At 65.3% G+C, this 11,964-nt stretch carries 16 protein-coding genes; 11 read left to right on the top strand and 5 right to left on the bottom strand.

What is annotated here, in order from left to right; all coding sequences use genetic code 11:
• Together PHW99_RS15895 and PHW99_RS15890 are read right to left on the bottom strand one after the other, a co-directional pair.
• Positions 1-274 (bottom strand): tautomerase family protein (locus PHW99_RS15895; RefSeq protein ID WP_300179759.1); only part of this gene is annotated, 274 nt, incomplete at its 3' end.
• Between the two features lie 2 nt (positions 275-276).
• Positions 277-543, bottom strand: a complete 267-nt coding sequence (locus PHW99_RS15890; protein ID WP_300179756.1) for a hypothetical protein — start codon at positions 541-543, stop codon at positions 277-279.
• A gap of 116 nt (positions 544-659) precedes the next feature.
• Here PHW99_RS15890 and PHW99_RS15885 point away from each other — a divergent pair, with 116 nt between their 5' ends.
• Positions 660-1,568 (top strand): LysR family transcriptional regulator, encoded by a 909-nt coding sequence (locus tag PHW99_RS15885; protein WP_300179753.1) that lies wholly within the window; start codon positions 660-662, stop codon positions 1,566-1,568.
• Here PHW99_RS15885 and PHW99_RS15880 read toward each other — a convergent pair.
• A complete protein-coding gene (locus PHW99_RS15880) occupies positions 1,565-2,587 on the bottom strand; it encodes a P1 family peptidase (protein WP_300179750.1) in 1,023 nt (340 codons plus the stop codon). The two genes, PHW99_RS15885 and PHW99_RS15880, sit on opposite strands and share 4 nt — an antisense overlap.
• A gap of 65 nt (positions 2,588-2,652) precedes the next feature.
• On the opposite strand from PHW99_RS15880, the gene PHW99_RS15875 reads away from it, so the two are divergent.
• The 6 genes from PHW99_RS15875 to PHW99_RS15850 are packed head-to-tail and all read left to right on the top strand — an operon-like array spanning position 2,653 to position 7,135.
• Positions 2,653-3,198, top strand: a complete 546-nt coding sequence (locus PHW99_RS15875) for a phosphatidylglycerophosphatase A (RefSeq protein ID WP_300179747.1) — start codon at positions 2,653-2,655, stop codon at positions 3,196-3,198.
• Positions 3,199-3,206: 8 nt separating this feature from the next.
• Positions 3,207-3,725: a CinA family protein gene (locus tag PHW99_RS15870; RefSeq protein WP_300179762.1), complete on the top strand. Its 519-nt coding sequence runs from the start codon at positions 3,207-3,209 to the stop codon at positions 3,723-3,725.
• Positions 3,713-4,372, top strand: a complete 660-nt coding sequence (locus PHW99_RS15865; RefSeq protein WP_300179745.1) for a response regulator transcription factor — start codon at positions 3,713-3,715, stop codon at positions 4,370-4,372. Before PHW99_RS15870 ends, PHW99_RS15865 begins: the two co-directional genes overlap by 13 nt.
• The gene (locus tag PHW99_RS15860; protein ID WP_300179742.1) at positions 4,369-5,856 is read left to right on the top strand and encodes an ATP-binding protein; all 1,488 of its coding nucleotides are present in this window, start codon (positions 4,369-4,371) and stop codon (positions 5,854-5,856) included. Before PHW99_RS15865 ends, PHW99_RS15860 begins: the two co-directional genes overlap by 4 nt.
• A complete protein-coding gene (locus PHW99_RS15855) occupies positions 5,853-6,536 on the top strand; it encodes a nucleotide-binding protein (RefSeq protein ID WP_300179739.1) in 684 nt (227 codons plus the stop codon). Before PHW99_RS15860 ends, PHW99_RS15855 begins: the two co-directional genes overlap by 4 nt.
• The gene (locus tag PHW99_RS15850) at positions 6,533-7,135 is read left to right on the top strand and encodes a LysE/ArgO family amino acid transporter (protein ID WP_300179736.1); all 603 of its coding nucleotides are present in this window, start codon (positions 6,533-6,535) and stop codon (positions 7,133-7,135) included. Before PHW99_RS15855 ends, PHW99_RS15850 begins: the two co-directional genes overlap by 4 nt.
• Here the strand turns inward: PHW99_RS15850 and PHW99_RS15845 are convergent.
• Positions 7,116-8,132, bottom strand: a complete 1,017-nt coding sequence (locus tag PHW99_RS15845; protein ID WP_300179733.1) for a sugar nucleotide-binding protein — start codon at positions 8,130-8,132, stop codon at positions 7,116-7,118. The two genes, PHW99_RS15850 and PHW99_RS15845, sit on opposite strands and share 20 nt — an antisense overlap.
• Positions 8,133-8,224: 92 nt before the next feature.
• Here PHW99_RS15845 and PHW99_RS15840 point away from each other — a divergent pair, with 92 nt between their 5' ends.
• Both PHW99_RS15840 and PHW99_RS15835 read left to right on the top strand, forming a co-directional pair.
• A complete protein-coding gene (locus PHW99_RS15840; RefSeq protein WP_300179730.1) occupies positions 8,225-9,112 on the top strand; it encodes a LysR family transcriptional regulator in 888 nt (295 codons plus the stop codon).
• Between the two features lie 47 nt (positions 9,113-9,159).
• Entirely contained in the window at positions 9,160-10,062 is a 903-nt protein-coding gene (locus PHW99_RS15835) for an alpha/beta hydrolase (RefSeq protein ID WP_300179727.1), read from the top strand.
• An 18-nt stretch (positions 10,063-10,080) separates the two neighbouring features.
• Here the strand turns inward: PHW99_RS15835 and PHW99_RS15830 are convergent, their stop codons facing one another.
• Positions 10,081-10,881 (bottom strand): UPF0149 family protein, encoded by an 801-nt coding sequence (locus PHW99_RS15830; protein ID WP_300179724.1) that lies wholly within the window; start codon positions 10,879-10,881, stop codon positions 10,081-10,083.
• Between the two features lie 127 nt (positions 10,882-11,008).
• Between PHW99_RS15830 and PHW99_RS15825 the strand changes: the two genes are divergently transcribed.
• Together PHW99_RS15825 and PHW99_RS15820 are read left to right on the top strand one after the other, a co-directional pair.
• Positions 11,009-11,680: a carbonic anhydrase gene (locus PHW99_RS15825; RefSeq protein ID WP_300179721.1), complete on the top strand. Its 672-nt coding sequence runs from the start codon at positions 11,009-11,011 to the stop codon at positions 11,678-11,680.
• A gap of 90 nt (positions 11,681-11,770) precedes the next feature.
• On the top strand, positions 11,771-11,964 hold a 194-nt coding region (locus tag PHW99_RS15820), incomplete at its 3' end, for a hypothetical protein (protein WP_300179718.1).

Here is an 11,964-nt window from a genome sequence, read left to right as displayed (position 1 = left end):
GCTGCAACTCCTCAAACGCGGCGGCGATGAAGTCGGCCTTCTGCTGCGCGGTATTGGTTCCCTGGGTCACGCTGATTTCCAGAAAAGCCGTCGGCCCGGCCACGCTGCGGCCTCCCACATGCCATTGGGCGGCGGGCAGCGCGTCGATCAGCACCGCCGTGACCTCCGGGCGTTTGCCCAGATGCCGGGCGGTCAGCTCGGTCAAGGCCTGCGCCAGCGCCTGATGGCGCGCCGGGGTTTGCGGGGGTGACACTTTGAGCAGCAAGGTCGGCATGGTCAAACTCCTGAGCGAGGCAAGGCGGTGGAGGTGCTGGTGCCCGCGGCGCGGTTCCTAGCACGGCGCGCCAGCCGGGCTTGCAGCCGCGTGGCGCTACGGGCCAGCGCGGCTTCACCACTTTGCAGGCTGCGCAGCCAGACGGTATTGGCGCCGCGCCAGAAGTCATCCACCGCCTGCTGGCGCAGGTGGGCGGCGTGCACCCGGGCCAGATCATGCAGCTGGTTCAAGGGGGTGACAGCGGGGGTGTCAGGGTGATGAATGACCATGGTGGGCTCCTGTGAAATGGTGGTGGTTTGAACTTTATTGATAAAACAAGCCCTCTGAAACTGGACAAAATTCAAATCTGTTTTGCGTTTTTTGCAAAACAAAGCAAAATCCACCCATGCAACTCCAACTTGATGACGTCGCGCTGTTCACCCGCATTGCCGAGCTGGGCACCTTGTCCGCCGCCGCCCGGGAGCGCCACGCGCCGGTCAGCCAGGTGACACGGGCGCTGGCCCGGCTGGAGGCAGCCTGCGGTGCCCGGCTGCTGCATCGCAGCACCCATGGCCTGAGCCTGACCGACGAGGGTGACATCCTGCTGAGTTACGGCCGCCAACTGTTGAGCACGTCGGACGAGCTGGCCACCGAACTCAGCGGCAAGCTCAACGCGCCCAGCGGCTGGGTCCGCCTCAGCGTGAGCCCGGTGCTGGCCGAGATGCTGATTGCCCCGAGCCTGAACGGCCTGTACACACAGTACCCGCAACTGCATGTGGACATCAGCGCCGATGACCGCATCGTCGACATGGCGCGTGAGGGTATCGACATCGCCATCCGCACCGGGCAGGTGACCCAGGACACGCTGGTGGCGCGGCAGATCGGGCATTTTGGCCGCACGCTGGTGGCCTCACCCGATTACCTGGCGCGTTTTGGCACCCCACGCAGTGTGGCTGAGCTGGATCAGCACCGGCTGATCACCAGCAGCATCAACCCGCAGATCAACCAGTGGCCGCTGCAGGGCGGCACCAAAGCCGCCTTCTACCCGGCGCGCGGCTACACCCGGACCGACAACTCAGCCCTGACGCTGGCGCTGGCACGCGCCGGGGTCGGGCTGGGGCGGGTGATGCAGGTGCTGGCGGCGCCGCTGATCCGCAGCGGCGAGCTGGTGCCGGTGCTGCAGGACCAGCTCGACAGCCAGCATCACCCGATCGTGGCGGTGATGCTGCAGGAACGCCAGCGCCTGCCGAAAATCCGCGCCTGCATCGACTACTGGGCGCAGTGGATGGCCCAGATGGACAGCCCCGCCAGTTAACGCCCAAGCCCGATGGAAGCGGCGCACGGCAGGAGCAGCTCGCCCACCTTCAGGTCGCTGGCGGCGCGCACCGCGCGCAGGGTCGCCAGGGCGGTGGCTTCGGCGGCCATGGTGCCAAGCAGCAGCATGCTGGGGCGCTGGCCCGACAGGCCGGTGCCCAGGGCAAACAGGGTGTCGCCGTCCAGCGGGGTGTGCACCGGGTTGATGCAGCGCGCCAGCCCGTCATGCGCCACCACCGCCAGCCGATGCGCCTGCGTTTTGCTGATGACGGCATCGGTGGCCACCACCCCAATGGTGGTGTTGGTGCCGCCCAGCAGCACACTGGGCGAGGCACCGTGCAACAGCGCCTGGCGGCTGTCCAGCAGGGTCTGCCCATCCTGGCTGCGTGCGCCCGCCAGCACCATCCCGGTGTCGGGGTGGATCACATCACCCAAGGCGTTGCACGCCACCAGTGCCCCCACGGTGACGCCATCCACCGTGACCGAGGCGGTGCCGATGCCGCTTTTCATGGCGCGTTCAAAGCCAAAAATCTTGCCCACCGTGGCACCGGCACCCGCGCCGACATTGCCCTCGGCCGGATGCTCACTGGAGGCGGCCACACAGGCAAAGTAGCCTGCCTGGGCATCAGGCCGGATGTGGGCGTCGCCCACGGTCAGGTCAAACAGCACGGCGGCGGGCACCAGCGGCAGGCGCCCCACCCCCACGTCAAAACCAATGTCCTGCTCTTCCAGCCAGCGCATGACACCACTGGCGGCATCCAGCCCCCAGGCGCTACCGCCACTGAGCAACACCGCGTGGACCCGCTCCACCAGATTGCACGGCGCCAGCAAATCGGTTTCACGGGTGCCGGGCGCCGCCCCCCGCACATCAACCCCACCCACCGCACCGGCCGGGGCGATCACCACCGAACAGCCCGTGGGGCGGCGCAGATCAGTGAAATGGCCCACCCGCAGGCCCGCCACCCGGGTGATAGACCCGGCCGTGGCCGGAGACAGGGATGCATCAACAAGGGTATTCATGGCCGGAAATTATGCGCCGCCAACACCGTGGCGTCACCCCCTGCGGCCACCACGATAATGGCGCCATGCCTGATTTTGATGCTGCTTCCCGCCCGCTTGCGCCCACCGCGCGTTTCATGCTGAGCCACCCGGCGCATGTGCTGGCGCTGGGTTTTGGCTCGGGCCTGAGTCCGAAGGCGCCCGGCACCATGGGCACGCTGTGGGCCTGGCTGGCGTTCTGGGTGCTGCAACCGCTGCTGACCGAAGTGCAGTGGGGGCTGGTGATTGCCGCGTCCGTGCCGCTGGGCTGGTGGGCCTGCACCGTCACCGCCCGCCACCTGCGGGTGCTGGACCCCGGCAGCATCGTCTGGGACGAAGTGGTGGCCTTCTGGCTGGTGTTGTGGCTGATCAGCCCGACCGGGTTTGCGGGGCAACTGGCGGCGTTTGCCCTGTTCCGTTTTTTTGACGCGGTCAAGCCGGGCCCGGTGGCCTGGGCCGACCAGTTGTTTCACGACGTGGACCCGGCCAGCGACCCTGCCGCCTGGCGCAAGGCAGGCTGGGGCATCATGCTGGACGATCTGGTGGCGGCCTTTTGTGTCTTGCTGGTGCTGGCCTTGTGGCGGAGTTGGTGATGTCTGAAATGCTACTGAATAAAGAGCACACTACCAGCCAGATATGCGGGCTAGTAGCCAATTTACTGATCAAAAAACGCTGGATGCTGGCAACCGCCGAAAGTTGCACCGGGGGCCTGATGGCCGCGGCCTGCACCGATCTGGCGGGCTCGAGTGTCTGGTTTGAGCGCGGTTTTGTGAGTTACGCCAACGCCGCCAAGACCGAACTGCTGGGGGTGGCGCCGACCTTGATTGAGGCCCATGGCGCCGTCAGCGAGCCGGTCGCACGTGCCATGGCCAGCGGGGCGCTGGCACACTCACACGCGCAGGTGGCGCTGGCCGTCACTGGCGTGGCTGGCCCCGCTGGTGGCAGCCCTGGCAAACCGGTGGGCACCGTGTGGTTTGCCTGGGCCACCCCGAGCGGGCTGAGCAGTGCGGTGCAGCACTTTGCCGGTGATCGCGCCGCCGTGCGCCAGGCCAGCGTGCGCTACGCTCTGGACGGATTGCTGCAAATCATCAATAGGGAGGAAACATCATGCGGCTCTTGATAGTGGAAGACGATGCCCAGCTGGGCGCCAGTCTGCAGGTGGCGCTGAACGAGGCCGGGTTCAATGCGCACTGGGTCATGGACGGGCAGGCCGCCTACGACCTGTTGCAACGCGAACATTTCCGCGCCATGGTGCTGGACATCACCCTGCCCGGACTGGATGGCCTGACGCTGCTGAAACAAATCCGCGCCGATGGCAGCAGCCTGCCGGTGCTGATGCTCACCGCCCGCGACACCACCCGCGACAAGGTGATGTGTTTTGACTCCGGCGCCGACGATTTCCTGGTCAAGACCACCGACATGGAAGAGCTGATCGCCCGCCTGCGCGCACTGATCCGCCGGGCCGGCTACGTCGGGCGGATCCAGAACGGTGATCTGGCCCTGGATGCCGACACCCGCGTGGCCACACGCAACGGCCAACTGCTGAACCTGTCGAGAAAGGAGTTTGACCTGTTGCAGTTGTTGATGGAAGAAACCGGCCAGGTCATTCCACGTGGCCGGCTCGAAGAGGCATTGTTTGGCCCCAATCGCAACGGCGAGAGCAACGTCCTGGAAGTCCATATTCACAACCTGCGGCAAAAAATCGGCGAAGCCCGGCTCAGAACCGTCCGCGGTGTGGGTTACACCATCATCAACGCGGCATCGTGATCCTCTCCAAAAAAATTTCCCTGAGCCAGCGCCTGCTGATCACGCTGGGGCTGGCGAGCCTGCTGTACTGGGCGGCCATCGCCGTCCTGACCACCCGTGACAACATCGACCGGGTGGACGAGCTTTATGACGTGCATCTGGCCCGCACCGCCAAGGCCTTCCTGCACCTGATGGACCCGGACGACGATGCCATTCATGCGCTGCCGTCCACCCTGACGTCGGCCGAAATCGAACAGCTGTTCAGCGGTGGCACCGACCTGCCGGACCGTCCGGAAAACACCGTGCCTGCCGGCAACAGGCCCGACACCAGCAGCAGTTCGGGAGCCGCCAAACGCATGCAATACGGCAACCATCTGCGTTACCAACTCTGGCGCGATGACGGCCGCCTGCTGCTGCGCTCGGCCAATGCCCTGAGCACCGTGCCAACCGACGAACTGGGTTTTTCCGATACCACCGACCCGGACGGTTACCTCTGGCACCATTACAGTTTTCATGACCGCAATCACGGCGTGCGTGTCATCGTCTCCGAACCGCACGACTTCCGCCAGGACCTGATCCGCAACATGGTGGTTGGTGCAGCCACCCCACTCGTGCTGGGCCTGCCGGTGCTGTTCGTGCTGTTGTGGCTGTCGATTCGGCGCGGCCTGCACCCTTTGGATGAGCTGCGCCATGAAATCGCCAAGCGCCAGGCCGACAACCTGACCTTGCTGGCGGAGGTCGATGTCCCGGCGGAAGTGAGACCGATGGTTTCGGCACTCAACGCGCTGCTCAGACGCATGGCTGACACGCTGGAACAGGAACGGCGCTTCACCGACGATGCAGCCCACCAATTGCGCACACCGCTGGCAGCCATCCAGGCCCAGCTCTACACCACCCGCCATGTGGACGACCCGGCCCAGCGAACGCTGGCGATGGACCAGTTGCAGACTGGTGTGGGCCGAGCCATCCGCCTGGTCAATCAGATGCTGGCGCTGGCCCGGCTTGACCCCGAGCAAACCCGCCCCGAGTTTCAACCCGTGGCGCTGGGCCACATCGCCGAGACCGTCTGTGCCGAATTGGCCCCCAAAGCCCTGCAGCGCGACCAGACGCTTGAACTGTCCGTGCCTCCCGATCTGCCGCCCCTGATGGGCAACGCCGACATGTTGTCGATGCTGCTGTCCAACCTTGTCGACAACGCCATTCAATACACCGAAGACCATGGTCACATTGCCGTCTCGATCCAGCCTCTTGCGCAGGGTGTGCAGTTGCAGGTGAGTGACAACGGACCGGGCATTGCGCCCGAACAACACCAGCGTGTGTTTGAACGCTTTTACCGGATCGCCCGGCAGGACCAGCCCGGCACCGGCCTGGGTCTGTCCATCTGCCAGCGTATTGCCGAACTGCATCACGGCCGGATTGGGTTGTCCGGCGGACTGGACGGCCGCGGGCTGACCGTCAGCGTAGAATTTCCTGCTCAAGCCACCTCGGAGCCCCCCCTTTTATGAACATCAAACTGTGGCTAGCCCCGTGCCTGGCCTTGTCTGCGCTGCTGGCCAACCCCGCCTGGTCGGCGCAAACCCCGATGCTCAGCACCGTGACGGGTGAGGTGCTGGAAGTCAGGGAGGTTGAGGCCTACACCTACCTGCGGCTCAAGACCCAGCAGGGTGAAACCTGGGCGGCCGTCAACAAGGTCAGCCTCCAGAAAGGCGCCAAAGTCACGATTGAAAATGTCAGTGTCATGGAAAACTTCGAGAGCAAAACGCTCAAGAAGACCTTTGCCACCATTCTTTTTGGCACCCTCGGCGGCACTGGCGCCACCAACCCGCACACCGGGGCCAGCAAGGCGCCAGACATCGGTCCGGTCAACGTGCCCAAGGCCAGCGGCCCCAATGCCTACACCGTGGCCGAAGTGGTGACGCAGAGCGCCAAGCTCAAGGACAAGCCGGTCCGAATCAGCGGCAAGGTCGTCAAGTACAACGCAGCGATCATGGGCAAAAACTGGATTCACCTGCGTGATGGCTCCGGCGCCCAAGCCAGCAGCACCCATGACATTCTGGTGACCACCACCGCGAATGCCAAACTGGGTGAGGTGCTGACCGTGTCAGGAATGGTTCGCGCCGACAAGGACTTCGGCGCCGGCTACAGCTACAAGGTGTTGATCGAAGACGCCACTTTGCAACGTTGAGCACCGATCTCTGGCGAGGCTTTGCCACGGGCCTGGCCCTGATTGTGGCCATTGGCTCACAAAATGCCTTTGTCCTGCGCTGTGGACTGCGCCGTGAGCATGTGCTGCCGCTGGTGGCGTTCTGTGCTCTGTCTGACGCGGTACTGATTGCCGCCGGCATTGGCGGCGCGGGTGTGCTGATCCAGGGCAACACCACGCTGATGACCCTGACCCGTTATGGCGGCGCCCTGTTTCTGGCCGTCTACGGTGCACTGGCGGCACAACGCGCCTGGCAAGGCAGCCACATGCAGCTGGAGCAGGCCTCCGGCATCCCGCTCTCCACCGCGCTGGCCGCCTGTTTTGGCTTCACCTTTCTGAACCCGCATGTGTATCTGGACACCGTGGTGCTGTTGGGGTCGATCGCCAACCAGCGTGGTGAATCCGGGCGCTGGATTTTTGGTGCCGGCGCCGGCCTGGCCAGTGTGGTCTGGTTTGCGGCACTGGGGTTTGGCGCCCGTTTCCTGGCGCCGCTGTTTCAGACCACCACCGCCTGGCGCCTGCTGGATGGCCTGATTGCGCTGACCATGGGGTTGCTGGCGTTCAGCCTGCTGCGCGGCTGACCCCCATCCCTGACGTCACGCCAGCGCGGTGCGCCAGCAGACCCAGATCAGCCAGCGCCGTCCGCACCGCCACCGGCCACGGGGTATGGGGTTCGTCCCCGATCAACGCTTGCAGCCGGGTGTTGTCCAGCGTGTGCGGGGTGTCCCACAAATAGCGCATTTCCACCAAGGCCGCCCAGGTGGGCAGCAGCCAAGCGCCCACGCGCATCAGCGGCCAGGGTAAATGGCGCAACTTGAGCGCCGCCTCCGGTTGAAGCCAGCCCTGTTCCCGCGCCAGCGGCGTGATGGCATCCAGCCACTGCTGGCCGGTGGCCTGATGCCCACGAAAATGCAGCCGCTCAAACGGGCGCAGCTGCCCGCGCCGCGCTGCCACAGCCACGAAGGTGCGCGCCAGATCCGGCAGATAAGCCCAGGCCGTGCCCACGTCCTGCGGCCCAGGGTAGGTCAACACGCCCCGGCGCAGGTCTTTGGCCAACACCAGGTCCAGCCAACTGCCACGGCCACTGCCAAAAAAATCGCCGGCACGGATGACCACCCCGCGCACGCCCGAGCGCCGCAAGTGTTCCTCCATGCCGATGCGGATCTGGCCCTTGACGGTGCGGGCCTCTTGCGGCGTGTCCTCGTTCAACACGGCCGGCATGTCGACACCAAAGTTGTAGACATTGCCGGGCAGCATCACGGTGGCGCCCAGCAGCCGGGCGATCTGGATGGTGGCCTCCAGCAGCGGCAGCGCCTGGGCTTTCCAGGCCCGGTGGGTGTACGCGGGATTGACTGCATGCACCAGTACCGAGGCACCAGCCGCCGCACCGGCCAGCGCCGTGCTGTCTTGCAGATTGGCGGCCAGCCACTCGATGCGTGCGTCCCCGGCGGCTTCAGCGGGCGGCCTGGTGCCGGGGCGCATCTGCGCCAGCACGCGCCAACCGGCGTCGGCAAAAGCACGGGCCGCCGCCAGGCCAAAACGGCCGCGGGCGCCCAGAATCAATACCGTGGAGGACATGACTTTATCCTGTGAAAGTGGTGAGGTCCGCGATTGTGGGTTATGGCGGTTTGTTACACAATTGCATAAAACTCTATACCACCCATGCAAAAATGAATCACTTCGACTGGTCCCTGATCCGCTCCTTTCTGGCCGTGCTCGATCAGGGCAGCCTGCTGGGCGCGGCGCGTGTCATCCAGGCCAGCCAGCCCACCGTTGGGCGGCACATCGCCGAGCTGGAAAGCCAGTTGGGGGTGGTGCTGTTCGAGCGCACCGGGCGCGGACTGGTACCCACCAGCATGGCGCTGCAACTGGCCGAGGCGGCGCGCAGCATGGAAGCCGGTGCCAACCAGCTCACCCGCACCCTGGCCAGCGCCCAAACACAAACCAGCGGCACGGTGCGCATCACCGCCAGCGTGCCGGTGGCCGTGCACCTGATGCCGCCGCTGCTGGCCCAGCTGCGCCAAAGCCTGCCCGACACCCAGATCGAACTGGTCTCCAGCAACCAGATCAGCAACCTGCTGCGCCGCGAAGCCGACATTGCCGTGCGCATGGTCCGTCCCGAGCAAGGTTCGCTGGTGGCCCGCAAGCTCGGCCAGGTCAGGCTTGGCGCTTATGCCCACAAGAGCTACCTGACGCGCCGTGCCCCGCTGCGCCAGCCCCAGGACCTGCTGCAGCATGCGCTGATCGGCAGCGACACCGACACGTCGATCCTGCGTGGGTTTGCCGCCATGGGTTACCCGGTGACGCGTGAGCTGTTTGTGCTGCGCAGCGACGATTACATCGTGCAATGGCAGGCGGTACGCGCCGGCCTGGGCATTGGTTTTGCGCCCGCCTATCTGGCCCACCGCGAACCCGAGGTGGTCGAGGTATTGCCCGGCCAGCTGAAAGTTCCCCCCTTGCCGATGTGGCTGGCGGTGCACCGCGAGATCAGGACCAATCCACGCATACGCCGGGTTTATGATTTCCTGGCCGGGGCTCTGCCCCAGTTGATCTCATGACGCCATCAGCCCCACCCACCACCACCCCTGAAGCAACGGAGCAGCCCATGAACTGGTTTGAAAATTTCGAGTTGCGTCAGTTCGCCGTGAACGGCACCCAGCTCCACGCCCGCGTCACGCGGGGCGCCATGGGCCGACGCCCGGCCCTGCTGCTGTTGCACGGTTTCCCGCAAAGTCATGTGATGTGGCACCGGGTGGCCGCGCGGTTGGTCGAGGACTTTGATCTGGTGCTGCCCGACCTGCGCGGTTATGGTGACTCGGCCAAGGCTCCCGGGCTGGCCGACCACAGCAACTACAGCAAACGCACCCTGGCGCAAGACCTGGTGGCGCTGATGGAGTCCCTGGGCATCCAGCGTTTTGGCGTCTGCGGCCATGACCGGGGTGGCCGGGTGGCGCACCGGCTGGCGCTGGACCACCCCGAGCGGGTCAGCCACCTGGCTGTGATCGACATCGCACCCACGCTGGACATGTATGACGCCACCGACTTTGAATTTGCCAGGCATTACTACCACTGGTTTCACCTGATCCAGCCCAGCCCGCTGCCCGAGCTGATGATTGGCGGCAACGCCCTGGCCTACCTGCACCACAAACTCGGCGGCTGGGGCACAGGTGGCTTGGGTCACATCGAGCCCGCCGCGCTGGCCGAATACGAGCGCTGCTTTGGCCTGCCCGGCACCATCCATGCCATGTGTGAGGACTACCGTGCCAGCGCCGGCATCGACCTGGCGCATGACCGCAGCAGCCGGGCCCAGGGTCAAAAAATCGCCTGCGACACGCTGGTGCTGTGGGGGGAACGCGGGGTGGTGCAGCGCCTGTTCAAGCCGCTGGCGCTGTGGCAGGCCCAGTGTGCGGGCCAAGTCACCGGCGCCGCCGTGCCCGCCGGGCATTTCATCCCGGAAGAACTGCCCGAGGACACAGCCCACCGGCTGCGGGCCTTTTTCAGCGCCTGAGGCCGGCCGGGCGGCGGTTCAGGCGCCGCAGCACTTCTTGTATTTTTTGCCGCTGCCACAAGAGCATGGGTCGTTGCGGCCTGGCGTGGCAACACGGTGCACGGTTTCGACGCGCGGGCCGATGTTGCGCCAGAGTTCATGCAGGTCATACACCGCCCAGATCGCGTCGGCAAAATCATTGAGGCGCTGTTCACTCATGGTCGGCTCACCACCTTCTTCAAACGCGGCCACCGATGGCGGCGCGGTGTCGTCTTCGGTCAGCGCCACCACACATTCCAGCGCAGCGTCGAGCACCTTGGCGGCGTCGCGGTCACGCGGCGGCGCCCACTCTTCGGGCCAGTTTTCTACCGCATACATGAAGCCAATCGCCCAGATCTGGCCAAACGAAGGCACCGGGGCATCCCCCATCTCGGCGCGCTGCTCGGGTGTCAGCGCGGCAATGGCGCCGCGCAGGTCCATCACCTCGGGCTGGTAGGCGCGTTCGTCGTCCAGGGCTTCAACCGGGGTGTTGAGCGCCGCGGCGACTTCGTTCCAGCGCTGCCCCCACAAGGTCATGAAGCGTTCAAACTGGGCGTCATCGGCAAACGGTGCGCTCGGCGAAGCGTCGTCCGGCTCGGACCCCAGCAGCACCGGCAAGTATTCGGACGGTGGGACGACCCGGCGGCAACAGATCAGCGCGGCCATGAAGCCTTCGCAAAACTCCCACTGCGGGATTTCGTCGTCGCGCGTGCGCAAGTCATCCAAAATGGTGTCGAGTTCGTCAAAAGCAGCTGTCGCCAGCGGTTCGGCTGCCGCCGGGGAGGAGGTGTTGGTGGACATGGTGAAAAGGACCCGCGTGAAAAATGCCCCGATTTTGCCTTGCCCCCGGCCCGGCGTCGGCGCAGCGGCAGCGATATTTGCCAGCTACCATCGGCACCCTGCCATTTGGCAAGCAGCCCATCCAATCATGAAACTTACTGTTTACCCGCTCCTGTTGAGCGCAGCCGTCAGCCAGGCGGCCTCTTTGTGCGACAGCGGCCACCGCCAGTCCCCCATCAACATCACCGCCGAATCGGTCACCGGCACCAAGCAGCCCGCCATGGCGCCCAGCTACCCGAAGGCGGCGCTGCGCATCGCCAATGACGGCCACACCGCGCGGGTGCGTTTTGACAAGCGCGGCGAACTGGTGCTGGGCCAGGAGCACTACACGCTGCAGCAGTTCCACTTTCACACCCCGGGCGGCGACCAGATCAAAGGGGAACACTTTCCGTTTGCGGCGCACATCCTGCACAAAAGCCGCTCGGGCCAGTTGCTGGTCATCGTGGTGCCGTTTCGCCTGGGCGCAGAAAACCCGCTGCTGGCCAGCCTGCTGCCACACATTCCGGCCAAGGTGGACGGCGACCACACGCACCCCCAGGTGCAGGTCAGCGCCATCGACCTGCTGCCCGCGCAACGCGGCTACTACCGCTACAGCGGCTCACTGACCGCCGCGCCCTGTACCGAAGGGGTGGCGTGGCTGGTGATGAAGCAGCCGCTGGAACTCTCGGCGGCACAACTGGCACTGTGGCAAAAGCATTTCAAAGACAACATGCGCGACACCAACCCGCTGCACGGGCGAGCGGTTTTTGAAAGCCCCTGACGCTGCCACGTAAAATTCAAGGCTTTTTGGCCTCCAGCCCGGTAAAAATCTGCCTAAGAAGCTACAAAATATATAGCAACAAGGATCTCCATGCCACACCATGCCCGTTTCCGCCTGGCCCCAGCGCTGCTGGCGCTGACCACCCTGCTGGCACTGCCGGCGACCACCTTGGCCCAGACCGCCAAGCCTGTCGATAAAAAGGCCGGTATTCCCGTCAAAGTCACGCCCGAGATGACCGGCGCGGGCATCGTCTCCAGCGGCGTCACCCTGCCGCCGATCCCGCC

Source organism: Rhodoferax sp. (assembly GCF_028689305.1).
In the GTDB taxonomy this organism is placed as follows: domain Bacteria; phylum Pseudomonadota; class Gammaproteobacteria; order Burkholderiales; family Burkholderiaceae_C; genus Rhodoferax.
The sequence above is the reverse complement of the archived record's forward strand: the minus strand, read 5'-3'. Positions and strand labels throughout refer to the sequence as shown.